General features: G+C 63.4%; 23 protein-coding genes and 1 tRNA gene. 10 read left to right on the top strand and 14 right to left on the bottom strand.

Annotated features, from left to right (window positions below; genetic code table 11):
* A partial coding sequence (locus ACTHN9_RS12645) for a 50S ribosomal protein L27 (protein WP_440537108.1) occupies window positions 1-98 on the bottom strand: 98 nt, incomplete at its 3' end.
* 24 nt (window positions 99-122) lie between these two features.
* On the bottom strand, window positions 123-434 hold the full coding sequence (gene rplU, locus ACTHN9_RS12640) for a 50S ribosomal protein L21 (RefSeq protein WP_115537596.1): 312 nt from the start codon (window positions 432-434) through the stop codon (window positions 123-125).
* Between the two features lie 282 nt (window positions 435-716).
* Between rplU and ACTHN9_RS12635 the strand changes: the two genes are divergently transcribed.
* Complete coding sequence (locus ACTHN9_RS12635) at window positions 717-1,709, top strand: polyprenyl synthetase family protein (protein WP_440537106.1); 993 nt, start codon at window positions 717-719, stop codon at window positions 1,707-1,709.
* Window positions 1,710-1,750: 41 nt separating this feature from the next.
* Window positions 1,751-1,827: transfer RNA gene (locus tag ACTHN9_RS12630), tRNA-Pro, on the top strand.
* A gap of 240 nt (window positions 1,828-2,067) precedes the next feature.
* Here the strand turns inward: ACTHN9_RS12630 and ACTHN9_RS12625 are convergent.
* From ACTHN9_RS12625 to ACTHN9_RS12615, 3 genes are read right to left on the bottom strand one after another with little or no spacing between them, the layout of a single operon-like run.
* On the bottom strand, window positions 2,068-2,901 hold the full coding sequence (locus tag ACTHN9_RS12625; protein WP_440537105.1) for a hypothetical protein: 834 nt from the start codon (window positions 2,899-2,901) through the stop codon (window positions 2,068-2,070).
* A 9-nt stretch (window positions 2,902-2,910) separates the two neighbouring features.
* On the bottom strand, window positions 2,911-3,546 hold the full coding sequence (locus ACTHN9_RS12620; RefSeq protein WP_440537104.1) for a hypothetical protein: 636 nt from the start codon (window positions 3,544-3,546) through the stop codon (window positions 2,911-2,913).
* A gap of 10 nt (window positions 3,547-3,556) precedes the next feature.
* Entirely contained in the window at window positions 3,557-4,345 is a 789-nt protein-coding gene (locus tag ACTHN9_RS12615; protein WP_440537103.1) for a TIGR04255 family protein, read from the bottom strand.
* Between the two features lie 441 nt (window positions 4,346-4,786).
* On the opposite strand from ACTHN9_RS12615, the gene ACTHN9_RS12610 reads away from it, so the two are divergent.
* The 7 genes from ACTHN9_RS12610 to yacG all read left to right on the top strand — a co-directional run bounded on the left by ACTHN9_RS12610 (window position 4,787) and on the right by yacG (window position 11,323).
* Window positions 4,787-6,082: an HlyC/CorC family transporter gene (locus ACTHN9_RS12610; protein ID WP_440537102.1), complete on the top strand. Its 1,296-nt coding sequence runs from the start codon at window positions 4,787-4,789 to the stop codon at window positions 6,080-6,082.
* Between the two features lie 133 nt (window positions 6,083-6,215).
* Window positions 6,216-7,433 carry a GspE/PulE family protein gene (locus tag ACTHN9_RS12605; RefSeq protein ID WP_440537101.1) on the top strand — a complete coding sequence of 406 codons (1,218 nt, stop codon included), beginning with the start codon at window positions 6,216-6,218 and terminating at the stop codon, window positions 7,431-7,433.
* Window positions 7,430-8,494 carry a type II secretion system F family protein gene (locus tag ACTHN9_RS12600; RefSeq protein ID WP_440537100.1) on the top strand — a complete coding sequence of 355 codons (1,065 nt, stop codon included), beginning with the start codon at window positions 7,430-7,432 and terminating at the stop codon, window positions 8,492-8,494. The genes ACTHN9_RS12605 and ACTHN9_RS12600 overlap by 4 nt, the downstream gene beginning before the upstream one ends.
* Before the next feature lie 43 nt (window positions 8,495-8,537).
* On the top strand, window positions 8,538-9,446 hold the full coding sequence (locus ACTHN9_RS12595) for a prepilin peptidase (protein WP_440537099.1): 909 nt from the start codon (window positions 8,538-8,540) through the stop codon (window positions 9,444-9,446).
* A 5-nt stretch (window positions 9,447-9,451) separates the two neighbouring features.
* Window positions 9,452-10,063: a dephospho-CoA kinase gene (gene coaE, locus ACTHN9_RS12590; RefSeq protein WP_440537107.1), complete on the top strand. Its 612-nt coding sequence runs from the start codon at window positions 9,452-9,454 to the stop codon at window positions 10,061-10,063.
* Window positions 10,064-10,242: 179 nt separating this feature from the next.
* Complete coding sequence (gene zapD, locus ACTHN9_RS12585; RefSeq protein ID WP_440537098.1) at window positions 10,243-10,998, top strand: cell division protein ZapD; 756 nt, start codon at window positions 10,243-10,245, stop codon at window positions 10,996-10,998.
* A gap of 133 nt (window positions 10,999-11,131) precedes the next feature.
* A complete protein-coding gene (gene yacG / locus ACTHN9_RS12580) occupies window positions 11,132-11,323 on the top strand; it encodes a DNA gyrase inhibitor YacG (RefSeq protein WP_440537097.1) in 192 nt (63 codons plus the stop codon).
* Between the two features lie 62 nt (window positions 11,324-11,385).
* On the opposite strand, the gene ACTHN9_RS12575 is transcribed toward yacG, so the two are convergent.
* The 4 genes from ACTHN9_RS12575 to secA all read right to left on the bottom strand — a co-directional run bounded on the left by ACTHN9_RS12575 (window position 11,386) and on the right by secA (window position 16,872).
* Window positions 11,386-11,823, bottom strand: coding sequence for an NUDIX domain-containing protein (locus ACTHN9_RS12575; protein WP_440537096.1), 438 nt, complete (start codon window positions 11,821-11,823; stop codon window positions 11,386-11,388).
* Entirely contained in the window at window positions 11,820-12,689 is an 870-nt protein-coding gene (locus ACTHN9_RS12570) for an ATP-binding protein (RefSeq protein WP_440537095.1), read from the bottom strand. The genes ACTHN9_RS12575 and ACTHN9_RS12570 overlap by 4 nt, the downstream gene beginning before the upstream one ends.
* Window positions 12,690-12,789: 100 nt before the next feature.
* Window positions 12,790-14,037 (bottom strand): bifunctional glutamate N-acetyltransferase/amino-acid acetyltransferase ArgJ, encoded by a 1,248-nt coding sequence (argJ, locus tag ACTHN9_RS12565; protein ID WP_440537094.1) that lies wholly within the window; start codon window positions 14,035-14,037, stop codon window positions 12,790-12,792.
* 15 nt (window positions 14,038-14,052) lie between these two features.
* Window positions 14,053-16,872, bottom strand: coding sequence for a preprotein translocase subunit SecA (secA, locus tag ACTHN9_RS12560; RefSeq protein WP_440537093.1), 2,820 nt, complete (start codon window positions 16,870-16,872; stop codon window positions 14,053-14,055).
* Between the two features lie 241 nt (window positions 16,873-17,113).
* Between secA and ACTHN9_RS12555 the strand changes: the two genes are divergently transcribed.
* Window positions 17,114-17,626, top strand: coding sequence for a DciA family protein (locus ACTHN9_RS12555; protein ID WP_440537092.1), 513 nt, complete (start codon window positions 17,114-17,116; stop codon window positions 17,624-17,626).
* Between the two features lie 167 nt (window positions 17,627-17,793).
* On the opposite strand, the gene lpxC is transcribed toward ACTHN9_RS12555, so the two are convergent.
* From lpxC to ACTHN9_RS12530, 5 genes are all read right to left on the bottom strand, one after another.
* Window positions 17,794-18,711, bottom strand: a complete 918-nt coding sequence (gene lpxC / locus ACTHN9_RS12550) for a UDP-3-O-acyl-N-acetylglucosamine deacetylase (protein WP_440537091.1) — start codon at window positions 18,709-18,711, stop codon at window positions 17,794-17,796.
* 697 nt (window positions 18,712-19,408) lie between these two features.
* Window positions 19,409-20,614: a cell division protein FtsZ gene (gene ftsZ, locus ACTHN9_RS12545; protein WP_440537090.1), complete on the bottom strand. Its 1,206-nt coding sequence runs from the start codon at window positions 20,612-20,614 to the stop codon at window positions 19,409-19,411.
* Window positions 20,615-20,762: 148 nt separating this feature from the next.
* Window positions 20,763-21,995, bottom strand: a complete 1,233-nt coding sequence (gene ftsA, locus ACTHN9_RS12540; protein ID WP_440537089.1) for a cell division protein FtsA — start codon at window positions 21,993-21,995, stop codon at window positions 20,763-20,765.
* Between the two features lie 27 nt (window positions 21,996-22,022).
* Window positions 22,023-22,787 (bottom strand): cell division protein FtsQ/DivIB, encoded by a 765-nt coding sequence (locus ACTHN9_RS12535; RefSeq protein ID WP_440537088.1) that lies wholly within the window; start codon window positions 22,785-22,787, stop codon window positions 22,023-22,025.
* A gap of 11 nt (window positions 22,788-22,798) precedes the next feature.
* Entirely contained in the window at window positions 22,799-23,740 is a 942-nt protein-coding gene (locus tag ACTHN9_RS12530) for a D-alanine--D-alanine ligase (protein WP_440537087.1), read from the bottom strand.
* Window position 23,741: the final 1 nt, after the last annotated feature.

Raw genomic sequence — 23,741 nt, 5'->3', positions numbered from 1 at the left:
GCGTTGATCGCTTGGCCGCCGTACACCTTGACGCCGAGGCGCTTCGACTCGGAGTCGCGGCCGTTGCGGGAAGACCCGCCTGCTTTTTTGTGTGCCATCTGATTGCTCCTTAACCGGTGCGCTTACGCGTTGATCGCGTCGATGCGCAGTTCGGTATAGTTCTGGCGGTGACCTTGATGCTTCTGGTAGTGCTTCCGGCGACGCATCTTGAAGATCGTCACTTTGGCGTGCCGCCCATGCGATACGACGGTAGCCTTGACGGAAGCCCCACCCACCAGCGGCGTACCGAACTTAATCGATTCGCCTTCGCCTACCGCGAGAACCTGGTCGAGCGTGATTTCAGCGTCAATGTCTGCCGGTATCTGTTCTACTTTCAATTTTTCGCCGACAGCAACCTTATACTGCTTGCCGCCGGTTTTTATGACCGCGTACATTGAGAACCTCACTCTGTGTGCGCCGCACGCACCTTGCGTGGACGCTTTTTCAAACGCTTTTGTTCAGCCTGCCTGCTGCTGTCCTGCTACTTCTTCTTCCACACAACGCATGCAGCGTGCGTGAAAACGCGTGATTATACATGGAGTTAGCGGAGCGGTCAAAGTCGACCGACGCCCGCCGTGCGGCCCATGCGCTCGCGGGGCCGTGGCTCCGGACGCGGCGGCCGCCCTCGGGAAGCCGCATACCCTTTATAATCCGCGGCACCACACCATTTTTTGATCATGTCGTCGACCGCCACCTCCTCCCCCAGCGCCGCCAACTTGCTCGCCCCGATTTCGGGGGACATGGAGCAAGTCAATCGTGTCATTCGGCAACGTTTGGCTTCCGAGGTGATGCTCATCAACCAGATCTCGGAATACATCATCGGTGCCGGCGGCAAGCGGCTGCGCCCGGCGCTGCTGCTGCTCGTCGCCGGTGCGCTCGGCGACACGACGGGCCACCGGCACGAACTCGCCGCGATCGTCGAATTTATCCATACGGCCACGCTGCTTCATGACGACGTTGTCGACGAATCCGACTTGCGGCGCGGACGCCAAACGGCGAATGCGCTGTTCGGCAACGCCGCGAGCGTGCTGGTGGGCGATTTCCTCTACTCGCGCTCGTTTCAGATGATGGTCGGCATCGGCAAGATGCGCGTCATGGAAATTCTTGCCGAGGCGACGAACATCATCTCCGAAGGCGAAGTGTTGCAGTTGCTGAACATGCACGACGCGGACGTGGACGAGGCGCGCTACATGCAGGTGATCCGCTACAAGACGGCGAAGCTGTTCGAGGCCGCTGCGCAGCTCGGCGCCGTCATTTCGGGCGCCGACGCACGGATCGAAGCCGCCGCGGCGGAATTCGGCCGGCGCATCGGCACGGCGTTCCAGATCATGGACGATTGGCTCGACTACACGGGCACGGCCGAATCGATGGGCAAGAACGCCGGCGACGATCTGCGCGAAGGCAAGCCCACGTTGCCGCTCATCTATCTGATCGAGCGCGGTACGCCCGAACAATCGGCGCTCGCGCGCGAGGCGATCGAGCAAGGCGGCACGGATCGCTTCGACACGATCTTCGAGGCCATCACCCGCTCGGGCGCGCTCGATCACACGCTCGAGTGCGCGAAGCGCGAGGCCCAGGCCGCGGCCGAAGCAATTTCTTCGTTCCCGGATTCCATTTACAAAGAAAGCCTGCTAGAATTATGTTTTTACTCGACGGCGCGCCAGTCTTGAACGAGACTGATTAGCCGAAAGAGTCCAAGCAGGATCAAATTCGGGGTGTAGCTTAGCCTGGTAGAGCGCTACGTTCGGGACGTAGAGGCCGGAGGTTCGAATCCTCTCACCCCGACCAGAATTTTCTTGAGTACCTCAAGGCAAAAGCCGTTCAGTCCACGCTGAACGGCTTTTTTGTCTTTCAGCGGCTCGCTCCCCCGGGGGGACCGCCTTGGCTGAAAACCACTCGACGTGAAACACGTGCCCGTGGACTCCGTTGAGGATCGCGTTGCAGGCCTGCGTAGCACGGCGGACAGCTGCACGGCCAAACCATCCGCCGCCGGTGCGCCGCCCCGAAAAGAACAGAGCACCAGCCCCGCTATTCGGCCAACACCGGGTGTTGCGGGTCCGCGGCAAGGCTCATGTGCTCCAACCTCCAACGCTTCAGTTGCTTGAACTCAAGATAGGTCAGCACCGATTCAGACATAGGCTCGCAGGAGCGAAGCTCGATTTGCCGCCACTGCTTCGAAGGCTCAAACAGCTTTGCTTTGAATGCCTCGCGGATCGCATCGGCGACCGCAGTTGCAGCTTTTTCTGCGGCTAAGAAATCGGGCTCCGCAGTGTGGAGGATCGTGATATCGAGCGTGTAGGTGTCGTCCGAGCCTTCGCGGGCAACCTCTACGCCACCATCGACGTCGAAGAAAACGCCGGCGATCAGTTCGCCGTGTGGCTTGACCGCCTTCGCGATCTTCTCGGCCAACTTCGTTTCCTTTGTCAATCGGCGCTCGAACTCGTCTGCGAACGCGGAACGCCGATAGCGACTGGCCAACCAAATCTGGAAAACGGCATGGTCATCGGGGTTAAGTCGAACGTCGGACCGAGGCGAGTATCGATTTAACTTGGACTTAGCGACTGCAACCTTTGCAGTAGCCTCGAACTCTGCCCAGAAAGACAGATCGCCCACGAATTCAATGTGCAGCTTACGTGCGTTTTTGGCGTGAGTGCAATTGCCATCCTTGACCGCAAAACATCCCACGACAACCTCGACGATCGACTCGAATTGCGGGTCCTGCGCGAGGTCGCAGTCATGGGTCGCAACGACCACTATGGTCTGGTCTGAGCCAGCCGCATGACAGAGCCCCAATGCATCGACAGCATCCTTGTCAAGCAGAAGACCTTGCCGCCATGGTGTATCACGATTCCATTCCGCCACTTCGCACCTTTACGCCGGGTCGTCAGCCGAAGGGAGGTCGAAGTCGGCTGTAGCTGGCGTCTTCGCGCGGTTGCCGAATCGAACGTTCATACGCTCGCGTTGAGCGGACTCGCGCCTGTAAATTTGGACCAGGACAAGTGCTGCGTCGCGCGCCGACTCGCCAGCCTGCGCGACTTGCATGAGCGTTCGCCCATTGGCGAACTTTCGCTTGAGCAATGCGGCGTTCACTGCGATGCCTTCGTGGGCCAGTACGTCGGCCGCTTGAGCGAGGTCCTGCAACCTGGCGGCATTTTCATCTGCGACCTGCTCGCCGTTGAGCCAGTTGTAGACGGACTGACGCGACACACCGAGAGTTGTTGCAAGGTCCGACACGGCAGGACGCAGAACTTCACGAATCCGTGCCAAGTCTTCAGCCGGCGCACGGACATCGTCGACAACCGCCATTTCGGCGGCCGGAGTCGTATAGAGAGCCTGCTGACCGCCTCGCTGGATGTGTTCGATCGACAAACGACCACCGGTCCCAATGGTCGACAGCGCTGCCCCAGCAGCCACGATCCACCCCACCAGTCGAACAACGTTCGAGGTATCGCCAGTTGCGGCCGGGCGTTCCGTCACCCATCCGCCGTACGACGTTGCGCTGCCCATGTTTCCTCCCTCAGGCCCAAGCGGCCAACGCGTGCTCTGTCACAATGGCCCTGAAGCACTTGTCAATTTCGTCGTGAAGCGCCGTCAACTGCGTCTCCACGCTCGTCAAATCGAACGCTTCTCGCTGAGTCGTAGAGGCATCCGTGTCGATTATCGCGTGCAAGCCGTCACGTTGCGTAAATCGCGGGGCAATTTTCGGTGCAAGCGCCATCAATTCAAGCGGCAGACCGACTTGCCCATGACGAATGAGCACGCGCGAGACAAGCTGGCCAGCCGGTGTCGCCACGACCGTTTCGCTTACTGAGTGCTGGAGCTGAACGTCGCCTCGCAGCGACAGACCAAGAACCTCCTGCACCAAGAAATCGCGAAGCGACTCCTTTTCTCCTGACGGCTGAACGGCATCCAGATAGCGGAGTCCGATTCGCTCGATAAAGTCGAGGTGAAGCGCATCGTGCGCGACGCCCAGACCCGTCAGCAGCATTTCGGAGAAAGTCTCGAACGTCTCGTAATCTGTTGTCTGAAACGACAACGCGTTCGTCTCCAACACGAACCGGCTGGTACCCGAAATGTCGCCGAACTGGTACCGCGACTGAGGTGTGACGGTCGGCGCCACGAGCTGTCCAGGCTCGGCCGTGCCAAATATCAGCCGCTGTACGACGTCCTGCTTGAAGTCCGGAAAGTGCCGCTCCCGCATCTTGGCTTGAATGGCGGGGATGTATGCGTCCAGATTCAGGATGGGGTTGAACTGGACTTGGGCCACTGTGTAGTAGGCCGGCGCGTTGTTCAGCTTCTTCCCCATGGTTTCCTCGAATTTTGACTTGACAGGCGGGTTGACACTTTACACTCTAGTTGACAGATTAACCATCGGAAAGTGCGCCACTCCACCTCTTTGGACGCGTCCAGCTTCATTGGCGAGCTTCGCGCAGTAACCGTCTCAATAACTGGTGTCTTGACCCGCCGCATCACGTTTGTGATGTAGGCGCCAGAGGTTCGAATCCTCTCACCCGACCTGAAATTCTGAAAAACCTGGGCGCTGACACGCTCCGAGGCTTTTTTGCGTCGCGCCCGCAAGCCCTTCGCCTTTGCGCCACCTCCAAGCCCGCCGCATGCGATCGATTGACGCGACCCGCGCCAGACGGAAGGGACGGCCCATTCCAGAGCCGGCGGACCGCCGCCCGGGCCGCCCCACCCGCTCTGCTATATTCTTGCCATCCCTTTCATCGGCACTTCGGCACGACGCGTGGACCAAATTCCCTTGTGGGCGCAAATCGGCGCCGTTTTCATCCTCCTCTTATGCTCGGGCTTTTTCTCGATTTCCGAGACGGCGATGATGGCGCTCAACCGCCACCGGCTGAAATACCTTGTCGGCAAGGGCGCATTCGGCGCGAAGAGGACCCAAGGCTTGCTGGCCCGCACCGATCAGTTACTCGGTGTCGTGCTCATCGGCAACAACTTGCTGAACACGATCATCCCGGTGCTGACGACATCCATCGCGCTGCGTACGTTCGGACGGGACAACCTCGTGCTGTCGGTCGCCACCGGCATCGTGGCGTTTCTCATCATCGTCTTTGCGGAAATCACGCCGAAGATCGTCGGCGCAACGTACCCCGAAAAAATCGCGCTGCCCGCGAGCCTCGTCATCGCGCCCCTCATGCGCGTGCTCAAGCCCGTGGTGTGGTTCGTCAATCTGTTTTCGAACGCCATTTTGCTCGTTCTGCACATCAACACCAAAGGCGGGCGGGAGCAGCGGCTCACCACCGAAGAGTTGCGCGCGATCGTGCTCGAATCGGGCAGCTTCATGCCGACCAAGCACCGCAGCATCTTGCTCAATTTATTCGACCTCGAGAACATCTCGGTCGAAGACGTCATGATTCCGCGCCGCCGGATCGAAGCGCTCGATCTCGACGCGCCGTTCGAAGACATCCTGCATCAGCTCGAAACCTGCTATCACAACAAGCTGATCGTCTATCAAGGCGACATCGACCGCGTAGTAGGCGTGCTGCACGTGCGCAAGACGCTCGCCGCGTTGCATAAGCAAGAACTCACGCTGGAGACGCTGCGCGAACTGCTGACCGATCCGTACTTTGTGCCCTCGGGCACGCCGGTGTCTCAGCAATTGCAGTACTTCCAGGAAACGCGCCACCGCGCCGCGCTCGTCGTCAACGAATATGGCGAACTCGAAGGCCTCGTCACGCCCGAGGACATCATCGAGGAATTGATCGGCGAGTTCACCACGTCGATCCCGCGTAGCGCCGGCACTCGCACGGGCTGGACGGAGAACGGCGAATGCATCGTCGCCGGCAGCATGCCCCTGCGCGAACTGAACCGCTGGCTGCAACTGACGCTACCGACCGACGGCCCGAAAACGCTGAACGGGCTCATCCTCGAGACACTGGAAGAAATCCCCGAAGGCGACGTTTGCTTGAAGATCGGCGAAGTGCAACTCGAAGTGTTGCAAAGCGACGATCAAGCGGTGCGCACGGTCAAAGTGTTCAAGCCGCGCGCACGCACGGCGTCGCAACCTTCGCGGGCGTAGCGTTCGTAGCGGTCTCAGCCGCCGAAGGCCGATCGCCGCAGGGTCGTTGGCCGACCGGCCGAATGGCATCAAGAGCGAGCGCGGGCGATGATCGTCCGATCGCATTTCACGGCGGCGCACCGCCGCAGCTCCGATGCCAGCTCCTTCCTTACTTTCTTCACGGGCCGCGGCCGGTCTGCCCGACGACGGCCCGGCGGCGCGGCTTTTCGCCGACACGCTCGATCAAGCAGCACGGCGCGGCGCGTCCGACATCCATATCGAGCCTAGCGAACACGGCTGGCGCATCCGCCTGCGCGTGGACGGCGTCCTGCACGAGCTGCCCCACCCGCCTTCGCATTTGCGCGACGCTTTCGTCACGCGGATCAAAGTGCTCGCGCGTCTGGATATCGCCGAGCGGCGCGTCCCGCAGGACGGGCGGCTTCGGCTCGCGGTGGCACCGGGCGAAGTCGAAGACTATCGCGTCAGCGCGTTGCCGACGGTGCACGGCGAGAAGCTCGCACTGCGCCGTCTCGCCGCGCTACCCGCCGATTTGTCGCTCGCCTCGCTGGGCTTCGACGAATGGCAAAGGCCGCAAATCGAAGCCGCCATCGGCGCGCCGCACGGGCTCATTCTCGTCACGGGACCGACGGGCAGCGGCAAGACGCTTTCGCTGTATGCCTTCTTGCACCTGCTCAACGCTGCGTCGCGCAACATCTGCACGGTCGAGGATCCGGCGGAAATCCAGCTTGCCGGAGTCAATCAAGTCAGCGTCCGCGAGAAAACCGGGCTGACGTTCGCCACCGCATTGCGCGCGCTGCTTCGGCAAGACCCAGACGTCATCATGATCGGCGAGATTCGCGATGCGGAAACGGCCGATGTCGCGCTGAAGGCCGCCCAAACCGGGCATCTCGTGCTGGCGACGCTGCATACCAACGACGCGCCCAGCGCAATCGGGCGCTTGCGCGATATCGGCGCGGCTTCGTACAACCTCTCGGCCGCGCTCCGGCTCGTCACCGCTCAGCGGCTCGTGCGGCGCTTGTGCCCGCATTGCAAGGTGCCGGCGCCGATATCAACGTCCGCCCTGCTCGCCGCGGGATTCGCCAACGCAACGGCATCCGGTTGGACGCCCTTTGCCGCAGGCGGATGTCCCGCGTGCCACGGTGCCGGCTATCGCGGCCGTGTAGGCGTTCATCAAGTGATGACGCTATCGCCGGCCATGCGCGAACTCGTGAACACCGGCGCAAGCGGGCAGGCCATCGCCGAACAAGCGAGGACAGAGGGCACCGGCGCGTTGCGCGCAGCGGCGCTCGCACTTGTGCGCGATGGAACGACGAGTTTGGCCGAAGCCATCGCCGCCACGGATGCGGCATGAGCGACGGCGGCGAGGTAAAGCCCCCTAAAACGACCGCGCGCGAGGTGACGGCATTCACGCGGCAATTGACGAGCCTCCTGAACGCGGGGCTCGCGCTCGTCCAAGCGCTCGATCTCATCGCCCACACGGCACCGCGCGACGCGATGGCGCACGTGGCGCGCGCTTTGGCGCGGCGTATCGCAAGCGGCGAGCGGTTCGCGCAAGCGCTCGCCGCCTATCCCGCGCAATTCGATCGGCTCTATCGCGAGTTGTGCGCGATCGGCGAGGCCACCGGCACGCTCGCGCTCGTGCTGGCTCGCATCGTCGAGCACCGCGAAAGCGCGGCCGCTCAGCGCGGCAAGCTGCGCACGGCGCTCGCCTATCCGTGCGCCGTCGCGCTGCTCGCGGCCGCCGTCACGGCAGCGCTGCTCGCGTTCGTCGTACCGACCTTCCAGCACGTCTTCGATAGCTTCGGCGCTGCACTGCCCGGGCCCACGCGCGCGGTGATCGCGGCATCGAGCCTGACGCTGCGCTATGGCCCGCCCTCGTTAGCTGCAGCGGGCGTAGCGATACTGCTCGCCCCGCGCCTAGTACGGCGCTCGCCGTCGGCGCGCGCCGTACTCGACCGATCGTTGCTTGCGCTGCCTGCCCTCGGTCCGCTCGTGCGTGCCACCGCTGCCGCGCGTTGGTCGCGCGCCCTGGGCACGCTGCTCGCGGCCGGGATACCGCTCGCGGACGCCTTGCGTTCGCTCTCGCACATCACGGGCAACGCGGCGTTCGATGCGGCGAACACGCAAATCGAAATGCGCTTGCGTCGCGGCGAACGGCTCGCTCATGCCATGCGCGCCGTCGGCTGCTTTCCTTCGACGCTCGTCGAACCGATCGCCGTCGCCGAGGAATCGGGCGCGCTCGATACCATGTTGCTCGATTGCGCCACCCTCGCCGAACGAGAAGTCGACGAAAAGCTCGCGCTAGCCTGCGCCTGTGCCGAACCGCTCATTGTCATCGTGCTCGGGCTCGCCGTCGGCGCACTCGTCGTCGCGCTGTACTTGCCCGTCATCGAACTGGGCAACGTGGTGTAGCATGCCCCCCATTCGCCACTGCGCCATCATCGCGACCTAGCCCGTGTACGCCTCCGTCATCAGCGATCCATTCGCGCACTTCTCGTTCGGCATCGGCGCCGCGTACGGCGCGCTGCCGCCCCTCTGGCAGTTCGCGTTCGCGATCGCGTTCGGGCTCGCGATCGGCAGCTTCGTGGCCATGGTGGCGCACCGGCTGCCCATCATGCTGGAACGGGCATGGCATCTGGAAATCAGCGAGGCGACGGGTCAACCCGCGAAGACCGACGCGCTCCCGGCGCGCTATAACCTTTGCGTGCCACGCAGCGCATGCCCGCACTGCGGCCACGTACTGCGCGCCTACGAGAACATCCCCGTCCTCAGCTACGTCTTGCTGCGCGGCCGGTGCTCGGCCTGCCATGCACCCATCGGCGCGCGCTATCCGCTCATCGAACTCGCGAGCGGCGCGCTGGCAGCGCTCGCGCTCGCTTTTTACGGCCCGACGGGCGCCGGTCTTGCCGCCTTCGGCTTCACCGTCACGCTGCTCGCGATGAGCGCCATCGACGCGCAAACGCGCCTGTTGCCGGATTCGCTCACGCTACCGCTCTTGTGGGCCGGTCTCATCGTCAACTTCGGCGATACGTTCGCCACGTTGCGTGCGGCCGTCGCAGGCGCGATCGCCGGGTACCTTTTCTTGTGGTGCATCTACTGGCTGTTTCGTTTCGCCCGCGGCGTCGAAGGCATGGGCTACGGCGATTTCAAGCTACTCGCGGCGCTGGGGGCATGGCTCGGATGGGCCGCGTTGCCGCAAATCGTGCTGATCGCCGCCGTCACCGGCGCCGCCGTCGGTCTAATTGCAATGGGCTCGGGCCGCCTTCGGTTCGAAGAGCCCTTGCCGTTCGGACCTTTTCTCGCATTGGGCGGCGCGATCACATTGTTTGGCGGCACGCCGTTCTTTCATCTGCTTGGGGCATGAGCGCCATGTTTGCAGTCGGGCTCACAGGCGGTATCGGCAGCGGTAAATCGACGATCGCCGATCTATTCGCCACGCACGGGGTGGTCGTCGTCGACACCGATGCGATCGCGCACCGTATCACCGCCCCCAATGGTTCAGCGATGCCCTCGATCGCGCAGACCTTCGGGGCCGAGTTCGTCGCGCCGGACGGCTCGCTCGATCGCGCGAAAATGCGCGCGCTCGTCTTTTCCGACGATACGGCCAAAGCGCGGCTCGAAGCCATCACGCATCCGCTCATTCGATCCGAAACCGAGCGGGAGCGTGGCGCCGCACGAGGGCCGTACGTCATCGTCGTCGTGCCGCTGCTCGTCGAATCGGGCACCTGGAAAACGCGGGTCGATCGGGTGCTCGCGGTCGATTGCCCCGTCGAAACCCAAATTGCGCGCGTCATGCGCCGCAACGGGTTTTCGCGCGAGCAGGTGCAGGCCATCATCGAGCGTCAAGCCACGCGCGAGGCACGGCTAGCCGCGGCCGACGACGTCATCGTCAACGACGACACCCCGCTCGATCGACTGGCACGGGATGTGCGGCGCCTTCATCGGCAGTATCTGGCGCTGGCGGGCGCGGCGCGGCAATGAACGTTCGCCTCGGTCCCAGCATAGCGAACCTGGCTGCACGCATGCCCGTACACGTTCGCAAAATGTTCAATCCGAGGAAAAGGCAGTAAAAAGTGCCCGATTCCGCGATTGCGGGGGTCCATCCCGCGCATTAGAATGTGCTGCAATCCCACCACCCACGACGTCAGGGGCGAGCGCGCTTGATTCTTTACGAGTATCCGTTCAACGAGCGAATTCGCACGCTGTTGCGCCTCGAAGATTTGTTCGAGCGCTTCACGTTTTTTTTGAGCCAAGACGACGCGCGGGAGCACCACGTTGCGCTAACGACGCTGTTCGAAATCGCGGAAGTCACCGGCCGGGCAGACCTCAAGTCCGATTTGATGAAGGAACTGGAGCGGCAACGCCAAACGCTTGCGCCATTCCGAGGCAATCCGGGCATCGAGCAAAACGCGCTGGAAGCCGTGCTCGGCGAAATCGAACAAACCCTGGCTGGCCTCGCGCAAATGCAGGGCAAGACCGGCCAGCATCTGTCGGACAACGAATGGCTCGCGAGTATCCGCAGCCGCGCGATTATTCCAGGCGGGACCTGCGAGTTCGACTTGCCCTCGTACTATGCGTGGCAGCAATTGCATCCCGACCAGCGCCGGCAAGACATCGCCAAGTGGATCGCCCCCTTGCTGCCTTTGCGCGACGCCGCATCGATCGTGCTGCGGCTCGCTCGCGAATCGGGGCAAGCGTCGAAGGTCATGGCGATGCAGGGAAGCTACCAGCAGATGCTGTCGGGCCGCACCTATCAGTTGATGCAAGTGCGTGTGTCGCCCGAATTGCGCGTGATCCCCGAAGCGAGTGCGAACAAGTACATGCTCTGGGTGCGCTTTACCGTGCAGGATGGGGATTTGCGTCCGCGGTCCGTCGACGTCGACGTGCCGTTCCAGTTGACGCTGTGCAGCCTTTGACGCTGCATGTAGCGGCCTAGCCGCTGGGCGTACCCCACTAGGCGTACCCCACTAGGCGCGCCCCACTGAATTCGCCCTCGTCGTCGGCTTTAGCGGATGGCGACGGTTCAATGACGATTGCCTAACAGTCCGTATGGTTACCGTAGTCAAATGTCCCAGTTGCGGCAAAGACGTCCGCTGGACACCCGAAAACCGTTTTCGCCCGTTCTGCTCGGAGCGATGCAAGCAAATCGATCTCGGCGCCTGGGCCAATGAAAAGTACCGGATCGGCGGCACCGATGAGGATCCGCCGTCGGACGACGACAAGCACGGCGATTTGAACTGACCGGACATCGTTCGTCCGGGGCCTCGCCGCTTGCGGTTTGCCGCTTGCAGCTTACCGCCGCGTCAATCGGCGGCAAGCAATTCCAACACAGGAATAGCCGCGGGCAGCAACGGCGCGACGTCGACGGGCAAGCGCTGCCAGCTGAACGCCTGGCCTTCGCGGCCGTGCGGCTCGCCTGTCCACGCCGTCACCTTGCAGAAGTACAGCCGCACGTAGGCGTGCGGATAGTCGTGTTCGAGCGTATGCCAACGATGGCACGCCGTCGGCGTAATGCCGAGTTCCTCGTGCAGCTCGCGCGTCAACGCCGCTTCCACGGTCTCGCCCGGTTCGAGCTTGCCGCCCGGAAACTCCCAATACCCTTCGTACGGCTTCCCGGCGGGCCGCTGTGCGAGCAAGTAGCGTCCGTCGGCATGGACAAGCACCCCGACCGCCACCTCGGTGACCGGGCGCCCCGTCGGCGAGCGGTCGGCGGCGCCCCGGCCGCTCGGTATCGTCGTCATGCCGGCGTCCTACGGCCCGACCAGTCGCGGGCGAACTGCCACGCGACCCGCCCCGAACGGGAGCCGCGCTCCAGTGCCCAGACGAGCGCGTCCCCGCGAGCGTTCGCGATGTCGTCATCGCCGCAGCCGAAATGACGCAGCCAGTGACCGACGATCGTCAGATAGTCGTCTTGCTTGAACGGATAGAAGCTCACCCACAAGCCGAAACGCTCGGACAACGAAATCTTCTCCTCGACGACTTCGCCGGGATGGATCTCGCCATCGGACGTATGTTTGTACGACTCGTTGTCGCTCATGTACTCGGGCAACAGATGGCGGCGGTTCGACGTCGCATAGATCAGCACGTTATCGGATTGCGCCGAAACGGAGCCGTCGAGCGCGACCTTCAGCGCCTTGTAGCCCGACTCGCCTTCCTCGAACGAAAGGTCGTCGCAGAACACGACGAACCGCTCGGGTCGCGAGGCGATGAGATCGGTGATGTCGCCCAAATCGTGAAGATCGTCCTTGTCGACTTCGATCAGACGAAGGCCATCTTTCGCGTAGGCGTTCAGACAGGCCTTGATCAACGACGATTTGCCCGTACCGCGCGCCCCCGTGAGCAGCACGTTGTTTGCCGGCTGCTTGTTGACGAATTGGCGCGTGTTCTGCTCGATCAAGCCTTTTTGGCGATCGATGTTCTGCAAATCGGCCAGCGTGATCGACGAGATGGCCGGCACCGGTTGCAAGTAGCCGCGGCCTTGGCGCTTGCGCCAACGAAAGGCGACGGCCGCCGACCAATCGACGTCGGGCGCGGCGGGCGGCAGCATGGCTTCGAGACGACCGAGCAAGGTCTCGGCACGGGTCAGAAACTGTTCGAGTTTGTCCATGAGCGATGAGCGATTCGATGCTTAAGGCGCCGGGGCGCACGGCACAGCACCGCGCACCGCGGACGTGGATGGCAACGGCCGCGGGGCGCGCGGCCGAACCTCAGGAACGGTAGTCGGCGTTGATCGAGACGTAATCGTGCGATAGATCGCAGGTCCAAATCGTAGCCTGTGCCGTGCCACGGCCTAGCAGCACGCGAATGGCGATCTCGCTTTCCTTCATGACGCGTTGGCCGTCCTCTTCCCGGTACGCAGGGTGTCGGCCGCCCGCCGTCGCGACGTGGACGTCTCCGAGATACAGGTCGATTTTCGCGACATCGAGATCGGCGATACCCGCGTAGCCGATCGCCGCCAAGATGCGGCCGAGATTCGGGTCGGATGCGTAAAAGGCCGTTTTCACGAGCGGCGAGTGACCGATCGCATAAGCGATTTGGCGGCATTCGCCCTCGTTTGCACCGCCCTCGACTTGCACGGTCATGAACTTGGTCGCGCCTTCGCCATCGCGCACGATCAGTTGAGCCAGCGTCTGAGCGAGATGCACGACGGCATCGCGCAACGCCGCGTAAGCCTTCGTCGTCGTCGATGTCATCGCCGGCAGGCTCGATTTGCCGGTGGCGATCAGGATGAAGGAGTCGTTCGTCGACGTATCGCCGTCGATCGTGATGCAGTTGAACGAACGATCGGCGACGTCTTTCACGAGCGTATCCAGCACGTCTTGCGAGACGGCCGCGTCGAAGGCCAGAAAGCCGAGCATGGTCGCCATGTTCGGCTTGATCATGCCCGCACCCTTGCTGATGCCCGTGAGCGTGACCGTGTGGCCGTCGATCGACACTTGCGCCGATGCGGCCTTCGGCAACGTGTCCGTCGTCATGATGGCTTGCGCCGCTTCGTACCAGTGTGCGGCGGCACGACGCTCGAGCGCCGCGGGCAAGCCCGCCTTGAGCCGATCGACCGGCAGCGGCTCGAGGATCACGCCCGTCGAAAACGGCAGCACTTGTTCGGGCGCGATGCCGGCCAGACGTGCCAGCTCGGCGCAGGTTTCGCGCGCGTGCGCGAGACCCGATTCGCCCGTGCCCGCGTTCGCGTTGCCCGTGTTGACGACGAGCGCGCGAATACCGTTGCCGCTCGGCGCCGTGCGCGCAAGCGCAAGATGCTCGCGGCAAACCGTGACGGGCGCCGCGCAAAAGCGGTTCGCCGTGAAAACGCCCGCCACCGTCGCGCCTTCATCGACGGAGATGACGAGAACATCCTTGCGGTTGGGCTTGCGGATATTCGCTTCCGCGAAGCCGAGCGTCACGCCGGCCACCGGATGAAGTTGCGCGGGATCGATCGAAGGAAAATTGACGGCCATAGTCGTGAATTCGCGTTAAGCCAGCTTACCGTGACATTGCTTGTATTTCTTGCCGCTACCGCACGGGCAAGGATCGTTGCGGCCCACCTTGGGAATGCCGCCCGCACCGACGGCCGTAGCCGCGGCGGCTGTCGCGGCCGCCGCGTGCGCGCCATGGCCCATGGCCTGGCCGACCATTTCCTCGGCGGCATCCGCCGAGGCGGCGCCGGCTGCGGCTTCGGCGAACTCGGCATGGTTAAAATGGACGTTCTCGAGCGGGTCGCCCTGCTCTTCGTATTGCTCGACGGCTTCCTCGAGCTGCTCGGGCGATTGAATTTGAACGTTCATGACAACGCGCGTCACTTCCGTCTTCACGATGTTCAGCAATGCCTCGAACAGTTCGAACGCCTCGCGCTTGTACTCTTGCTTCGGGTTTTGCTGCGCATAGCCGCGCAGATGGATGCCCTGACGCAAGTGATCGAGCGCGGCGAGGTGTTCGCGCCAGCAACGGTCGAGCGTCTGCAGCATGACCGAGCGCTCGAACGCGCTGAAGGCCTCGCGCCCGACCAGGGCGACCTTCGCCTCGTAAGCCTCGTCGGCCGCGCCGATCACCGCTTCGACGATATCGTCGGAACCGAGCGACTGCGATTCGTTGATCATTTCCTGAACGGCGAGGTCGAGCTGCCAATCCTTACGCAGCGCTTCTTCGAGTTCGGGCGCGTTCCATTGCTCTTCGATGCTGCCGGCCGGAATGTGCTCGTGTACGACATCCGTGATGACCGCGTGACGCATCGCCGCGATGGTTTCGGTGATGTCGTGCGCTTCCAGCAACTCGTTGCGTTGCTGATAGATCACCTTGCGCTGATCGTTCGACACGTCGTCGTATTCGAGCAGCTGCTTGCGGATGTCGAAGTTGCGCGCTTCGACCTTGCGCTGCGCCGATTCGATCGAGCGCGTGACGATGCCCGCTTCGATCGCTTCGCCCTCGGGCATGCGCAGCCGATCCATGATCGAGCGCACGCGATCGCCGGCGAAAATGCGCAGCAGCGGATCTTCCAGCGAGAGGAAAAAGCGCGAGGAGCCCGGGTCGCCTTGACGACCCGCGCGGCCGCGCAGCTGATTATCGATACGGCGCGATTCGTGCCGCTCGGTCCCGATGATGTGCAAGCCGCCCGCGGCCTTCACACGATCGTGCAAGGCCTGCCACTCGTCGTGCAGCGCTTGGATGCGCTTGGCCTTTTCGTCGGCGGGAATCGATTCGTCGGCCTCGAGCAGCGAGGCTTGCTTTTCCGCGTTGCCGCCGAGCACGATATCGGTCCCGCGACCGGCCATGTTCGTTGCGATCGTGATGCGCTTGGGCCGGCCCGCCTCGGCGACGATGGCCGCTTCGCGCGCGTGCTGCTTCGCGTTGAGCACTTCGTGCGGCAAGCCAGCCTTCGTCAGCAAATCCGCGAGCAGTTCGGAGTTCTCGATCGACGTCGTGCCGACGAGCACCGGCTGATCTCGCTCATAGCATTCGCGGATATCGCGGATGACGGCGTCGTAGCGCTCCTTGGCCGTCTTATAGATCTGATCCTGGCGGTCGATCCGTTTCGGCGGACGGTTCGTCGGGATGACGACCGTTTCCAGACCGTAAATTTCGTTGAATTCGTACGCTTCCGTATCGGCCGTTCCGGTCATGCCCGAGAGCTTGCCGTACATGCGGAAGTAGTTCTGGAAGGTGATCGATGCGAGCGTTTGGTTTTCGCTCTGGATCTTCACGTGCTCCTTCGCTTCGACGGCTTGATGCAGCCCGTCCGACCAGCGGCGGCCCTGCATCAAGCGGCCCGTGAATTCGTCGACGATGATGACTTCGCCGTTTTGCACGACGTAATGCTGATCGCGGAAGAACAGCGTATGCGCGCGCAACGCGGCATAGACGTGGTGCATCAACGTGATGTTCTGCGCCGCGTACAGGCTTTCGCCCTCGCCGATCAAACCCCATTCGGCAAGCAAACGCTCGGCCTTCTCATGGCCCGATTCCGTCAGGAATACTTGGCGTCCCTTTTCGTCGAGCGTGTAGTCGCCCGGCTTTTCGACGCCCGTGCCGTCGGCTTTTTCCTCGCCGATCTGCTGTTCGAGCAGCGGCGGCAGCGCGTTCATCCGCACGTACAGGTCGGTGTGGTCTTCGGCTTGACCGGAGATGATGAGCGGCGTACGCGCCTCGTCGATCAGGATCGAATCCACTTCGTCGACGATCGCGAAATTGAGCGAGCGCTGCACGCGCGCGGTGGTCTCGTAGACCATGTTGTCGCGCAGGTAATCGAAACCGAATTCGTTGTTCGTGCCGTAGGTGATGTCGGCCGCGTACGCCTGCTGCTTCGACTCGTGGTCCATCTGCGACAAGTTGATGCCGGTGGACAAGCCGAGGAAGTTGTAGAGCCGGCCCATCCACTCGGCGTCGCGCTGCGCGAGGTAATCGTTGACCGTCACCACGTGCACGCCGCGCCCCGACAACGCGTTCAAGTAGGCAGCCAGTGTCGCGACGAGCGTTTTGCCCTCGCCCGTGCGCATTTCGGCGATCTTGCCGTAGTGCAGCACCATGCCCCCGATCAACTGGACGTCGAAGTGGCGCATCTTCAGCACGCGGCGGCTCGCCTCGCGGCAGACGGCGAACGCTTCGGGCAACAATTTGTCGAGCGATTCGCCGCTCGCCACGCGCTGGCGGACTTCATCCGTTTTCGCGCGCAGTTGGTCGTCCGTCAATTGCTCGATTTGCGGCTCGAGCGCATTGATCACCACGACCGTCTTTTGATACTGCTTGACGAGACGCTGATTGCGGCTGCCAAAGATCTTTTGGAGAAAACCGGTGGTCATCGGGTCGAGTATGCGTCGCGGCTTCGCTCGGGCACCCGCGCGGCTCGTTCGGAGCCGGTTGCGGATGCTCGGGTTCGGATAGCCTCGGCGGCTTATTCCATGAGTGAATTCGAATCGCGCATTTTAGCACGCGAGCCTTAACGTACCGTGTCGGCGGGAGGCGCGCACGACGCCCTGTTTCGGCGCTGCGGCGGGGCACGACACGGGTACGACACAGGTATGACGCAGGTACAATCGCGCCATGAGCCGCTTTTCGTCTTTTTCGAAGTTTTCCGGGTCGCGCCGGCCTCAAGCCGTCGCCGAAGTGCTCGGCCGCACCGACGCGTTCGCCGCGCTGCGCGCGGGCGTCGAGCAAATCGCCTCGCTCGAGCGCGAACTCGCCCAGATATTGCCCGAATACTTGGCGGCCAACGTCGAACCGGGTTTCATCAAGGACGGTACGCTGACGTTGTTCGCCGCGCACAGCGCGCTGGCCGCGCGTTTGCGCCAGGTCGAGCCGCGCTTGCTGGCGCAACTGCAGCAACGCGGCTGGCCCGTGCGCACGCTTGCCGTAAAGGTGCGGCCGCGCGCGGCGGCGCAGCCGCCGGAACCGAAGCAGGCGCGGATGACGCCGGCCGGTGCCGCGGCGCTGCAGGCGCTCAGCCGTACGCTCGCGCCGTCCCCGCTGCAGGCGGCGCTCGCCAAAATGGCGGCCCGCCATGGAAAACCGACCGACGAACCCGCTCGAGGCGAGACAGGGCGAGACAGCGAGTAGCCGGGCGCTCTGCATGGGTCCGCCGCGAGCGCCGAAGCACAAGCACAAAAACTCGCGCTAGCCGTCGGCTAAAGCGATCGTGCCTGCAATAACTCCGGCACCCAAAAAACAATGAGCGGCCCGCGGGCCGCTCATTTTGCATCTTGCCGACTGCCGGAACCCACGCCTTAAGCGAATGCCGTCTGCGCCTCGTAGCCGAAGCCGCGCGGTGCGTGCTGGGCATCGTCGAACGTCAGCACTTCGTAGGCATCCTCATGGGCGAGCAATTCGCGCAGGAGGGCGTTGTTCAGTCCGTGCCCCGATTTATACGCCGTATACGACGCGAGCAGCGGATGGCCGACGACATACAGATCGCCGATCGCATCGAGCATCTTGTGCTTGACGAACTCGTCGTCGTAACGAAGCCCGTCGTTGTTCAAGATGCGGTATTCGTCGAGCACGATCGCATTGTCCATGCTGCCGCCGCGCGCCAATCCGAGTTCGCGCATCATCTCGACTTCGTGGGCGAAGCCGAATGTACGCGCGCGCGCGATTTCCCGTACGTACGACGTGGTCGCGAAATCGACTTCGAGCGCCTGCCCCGTCTTGTCGACGGCCGGATGGCTGAAATCGATCGTGAACTTGAGCTTGAAGCCAAAATACGGGTCGAGACGCGCCACTTTGTCGCCCTCGCGCACTTCCACCGGCTTCAAGACCTTGATGAACTTCTTCGGCGCGTTCTGCTCTTCGATCCCAGCCGATTGCATGAGAAAGACGAACGAGGCGGCGCTGCCGTCCATGATCGGGATTTCCTCGGCCGTGACGTCGACATACAGATTGTCGATGCCCAAGCCGGCGCAGGCCGACATCAAATGCTCGACCGTCGACACGCGCACCCCGTCCTTCTGCAGCACCGACGCCAAGCGCGTATCGCCGACGGCAAGCGCACTCGCCGGGATATCCACGGGCGTGGCCAAATCGATGCGCGAAAACACGATGCCGGTATTCGCGGCAGCCGGGCGCAGCGTCAGTTCGACCTTGCGCCCAGAGTGCAAGCCGATCCCGACGGTTTTGACGATCGATTTGAGTGTGCGTTGCTTCAACATGATTCCGTTTGTTCGATTGCTATTTTCAATCGGTATTTTTCAGCTCATAGGGCCGAGTATACTCCATCCGGCGAAACCCTTCATTTCTCCGGACGTATCAATCTGTTTCCAGCGATTACCGTAATCGATGAAACAAGGCCGGTGGCCGGAACGGAGGCGTTCCCGGCCACCGGCCCGTAACGGACCGTCACAAAACTCATGGCGTTCACGTTGCCCGTGCGCAACGTCCAGCGGGCGCGACACGTGCGGCCAGACCTAAGCGGCCCGACCAAACGCGCGCGAGAGGCTACCGGCAAGCGATGCGAATCGCGTGCCGCCCATCGAGCCGTCGCCCGACGCACCTTGCCCGAGGTACGCCGAACATGCGCCCGCACCGTCCGCGCGCCGGAGACCAATGCCGCATCGGCATCGTCCCGGTCCTACGCGGCGTTGCGCTCAGCGGCTCGCCCGTTGCCAAATCCGCCTATCGCACACCGGTGCGCCTGCGTGCGCGCGGCCCAATGCAGCCGCACGCGCCGCCCCGCCCGGTCTCGGACGCGCCGACAACCGATCCACCCGCGTCGCTTGCGCGCTGCGGGCGATTGGCGCGCCCGGTCGTCCGACGCAGCGAAGTCGTCTGACGCCGTTGCCATTCATGATGACCGTCCAACGTCCGCGCGGTGCACGAGGCGCCCGCGCCGACGAACGCGCCGCTCGCTTAGTCGGCCTGCTTGCGCAGGAACGCGGGGATGTCGTACGTATCGACGCCCTTCTCCTGCAGCGCCTGCACGTGCGAGGCCGCCGTTTCGCGCGAATTGCGCCACACGGCCGGCGTATCGAATGCACCGTAGTCGGCCGTGTTCGCGTGCGACGATTGCGGCGTATATCCGTGCTGCATGACCGGCTGATTATCCGTGCCCGTGCGCAGCAGCGTCATCGGTGCCGCTTGCGGCTTCTTCGCCACGCCCGCCGCGGTCCGGCCGAGCCCCGTCGCCACGACGGTGACGCGCAGGGCGTCGCCCATCGCGTCGTCGTAGACGGCGCCGAAAATCACCGTCGCGTCTTCCGCCGCGTAGCTCTTGATCGTGTTCATCACTTCGCGCGTTTCCGACAGACGCAGCGAACGGCTCGACGTGATGTTCACGAGCACGCCGCGCGCGCCCGACAAATCGACGCCTTCGAGCAGCGGGCTCGCGACGGCTTGCTCGGCCGCCAAGCGGGCGCGATCGACGCCGGCCACGGTGGCCGTGCCCATCATCGCCTTGCCTTGTTCGCCCATCACCGTCTTCACGTCTTCGAAGTCGACGTTCACGAGACCGTCGACATTGATGATTTCGGCGATGCCGGCAACCGCGTTGTTCAGAACGTCGTCCGCGCACTGGAAGCACTTATCCATCTCGGCGTCATCGCCCATCACCTCGAACAGCTTGTCGTTCAGAACGACGATCAGCGAGTCGACGTGATCCTCCAGTTGCTGCGAACCAGCTTCTGCCACGCGCATGCGCTTGCCGCCTTCGAATTCGAACGGCTTGCTCACGACGCCAACGGTCAGAATGCCCATCTCCTTGGCGATCTGCGCGACCACGGGCGCTGCACCCGTGCCCGTGCCGCCGCCCATGCCCGCGGTGATGAACACCATGTGCGCGCCACGCAACGCATCGGCGATCCGCTCGCGCGCTTCTTCGGCCGCCGCACGTCCCATCTCGGGCTTCGCCCCAGCGCCGAGCCCGGTGTTGCCGAGCTGAATCACGTTGGGCGCGCGCGAACGCGACAACGCTTGCGCATCGGTGTTCATGACGACGAAATCGACGCCCTGCACCCCTTTGCTGATCATGTGCGCGACGGCATTGCCGCCCGCACCGCCAACGCCCACCACCTTGATGATGGTGCCGTTGGTTTCCGTTTCCAACATCTGGAATTCCATATTGCCTCCGAAAGAGAAAATCGTGCTCATCGGCCGTTATTCGGCGGGGAATCGGGCAACCCCCTCGCCGCACGCGAGCCGCCGGCACCCGCGCTTTCACTGCCCGCCCGAAGCGCATCGCTACGACGCGCGTTGGGCTGTTTTCAGCCTAAAAATTGCCCAAGAACCAGTCCTTCATACGCGAGAACACTTGCCCCATCGAGCCGGACTGCACGGCCACCTTGCGGCCGCGCATCCGTTGCGACGAACCTTCCACGAGCAAACCCATGGCCGTCGAGTAGCGCGGATTGCGCACGACGTCGGCGAGGCCGCCCGCGTATTCCGGCACGCCGATGCGCACCGGTTTCAGAAAAATGTCTTCGCCGAGTTCGACCATGCCCGGCATCATCGATGCACCGCCCGTCAGAACGATGCCCGAGCTCAAGAGTTCCTCGTAACCCGATTCGCGCACCACTTGGTGAACCAGCGAGAACAATTCTTCGACGCGCGGCTCGACCACGGCGGCCAGCGCCTGGCGCGACAGCGTGCGCGGCCCGCGTTCGCCCAGGCCCGGCACTTCGATCATTTCGTCCGGATCGGCGAGCGCTTGCTTGGCGATGCCGTAGCTCACCTTGATGTCCTCGGCGTCGGGCGTCGGCGTGCGTAGCGCCATCGCGATATCGCTCGTAATCTGGTCGCCCGCGATCGGAATCACGGCCGTATGGCGAATCGCGCCTTCGCTGAAGATCGCGATGTCCGTCGTGCCGCCGCCGATGTCCACGAGCACCACGCCGAGTTCTTTCTCGTCTTCCGTCAACACGGCCAGGGACGATGCGAGCGGCTGCAAGATCAGGTCGTTCACCTCGAGCCCGCAGCGGCGCACGCACTTCACGATGTTTTGCGCGGCCGACACAGCGCCCGTCACGATGTGCACCTTCACTTCGAGGCGGATGCCGCTCATGCCGATCGGCTCGCGCACGTCCTCCTGGCCGTCGATGATGAATTCCTGCGTGAGGATGTGCAGCACTTGCTGATCGGTCGGGATGTTGATCGCCTTGGCCGTCTCGATCACGCGCGCGACGTCGGCTTGCGTCACTTCCTTGTCCTTGATCGCCACCATCCCGCTCGAATTGAAGCTGCGGATGTGGCTGCCGGCGATCCCCGTGAATACATTGGTGATCTTGCAGTCGGCCATCAGCTCGGCTTCCTCGAGCGCGCGCTGAATCGACTGCACCGTGGCTTCGATGTTCACCACGACGCCTTTTTTCAGACCCTTCGATTCGCTTTGCCCCAGCCCGATCACCTCGTAGTGACCCTCGCCGCGCAATTCGGCGACGATCGCCACGACCTTGGCCGTACCGATGTCGAGGGCAACCAGCAGATCCTTGTAGTCTTTACTCATAGCGTGCTCATTGCGTGTGATGTCGTGTTACTTCTTCGCCGCGGGTTTGCCCGCGGTCGCATTGTCGATGAAGCGCATCCCTTCGGCCCGAATCGCAAAGCCGTTCGGATAGCGCAGGTCCGCATATTCGATGTCCTTACCCCAGCGCGCCGTCACCGCCTGCCATGCCGCCGTCAGCCGATGGCTGCGCTCGGCCAGCGTGTCCGGATTGCGCTCGCGGCCGTACTCGATCTGCGTGCCGTTCGACAGCTTCACCGTCCACGCGTAGCGCGGCGACAGCGTCACTTCGTCGGGGGTCGCGCCGAGCGGCGCCAGCCACTTCTTGAAATCGAAGTAGCGGGCCACGACTTCCTTCTCCGTCCCGTTCGGGCCGTCGAACGCAGGCAAATCTTGATCGAGTTCCCCCTGGTTGGCCGTGAACAATTCGCCGTCGACGCTGACGAGCTGATCGCTGCCCCAGGTGCCGAGCGGCTTGTATTCCTCGAGCGTCACGGCGAGCGCATTGGGCCAGACCCGCCGCACGCTTGCGCGGCGCACCCAGGGCATCTGTTCGAACGCTTGCCGGGCGCTGTCGAGATCGACTGTGAAGAAGTTGCCCTTCAAGCGGCCGACGACACTCGCGCGCACCGTCGGCGCGTTGATGTGCTCCGTGTCGCCGCCGATCGCGATCGCGTGCAGCGCGAACGCCGGACGCTGCGTGAGCCAATACCCGCCGGCCGCCAACAGCGCAAGCGCCCACAGCGCATAGAGCGCGTTGGCTGCGAGGTTCAGTTGGCGTACGTTGTTCCACATGGCTTGCGCGATCAATCCTTCAGCGTCAGCGCGAGTACGCCGACGACGAGTTCCTGGTAGCCGATGCCCACCGCCCGCGCGGCCTTGGGCGGCAGCGAGTGATCGGTCATGCCCGGCGCCGTGTTCACTTCGAGGAAGTACGCATTGCCGTTCGCGTCGAGCATGAAATCGGCGCGGCCCCAATCGGTGCAGCCGAGCACGTCGAACGCACGGCGCGAGAGCGCCTTCAGGCGCGCTTCCTCTTCGGCGGCGAGGCCGCACGGGATCAGATACTGCGTGTCGTCGGCGATGTACTTCGCGTGGTAGTCGTAGAACTCGCCGGCCGGCACGATGCGAATGATCGGCAAATCGAGATCGCCGGCGATGCAGGCGGTGTATTCGCCGCCGCCCTCGATGCTCTTTTCGACGACGACGATCTTGTCGAACTTCGCCGCTTGCTCGAGCGCACCCGGCAACGCATCGGCGCTCTTCACCTTCGTCACAGCCACGCTCGAGCCCTCGCTCGCGGGCTTCACGAACAGCGGCAAACCGAGCTTCGCGACGATTTCACCGGCCCGCGCCGCATAGTCGTCGCCGCGCAGCACCGTTTCGAACGGCGGGGTCGGGATACCCAGTTGCTGCCAGACCAGTTTCGTGCGGAACTTGTCGAGGCCCAACGCCGAGCCGAGCACGCCCGTGCCCGTGTAGCGGATGCCATAGAAGTCGAGCGCGCCCTGAATCTGCCCGTTTTCGCCGTAGCCGCCGTGCAGCGCGTTGAACGCGCGCGCGAAGCCCTCGTCCTTCAGGGCAGACAGGGGGCGCTCCGAAGGATCGAACGGATGCGCGTCGATACCCGCATCGCGCAAGGCCTTCACGACGAGCGAGCCCGACTTGAGCGATACCTCGCGCTCGGCGGATTCGCCACCGAGCAATACGGCCACTTTGCCGAAACGTTTCGGATCGATGTTCGTCATC

Source organism: Trinickia sp., from assembly GCF_051953405.1.
GTDB lineage: Bacteria > Pseudomonadota > Gammaproteobacteria > Burkholderiales > Burkholderiaceae > Trinickia.
The sequence above is the reverse complement of the archived record's forward strand: the minus strand, read 5'-3'. Positions and strand labels throughout refer to the sequence as shown.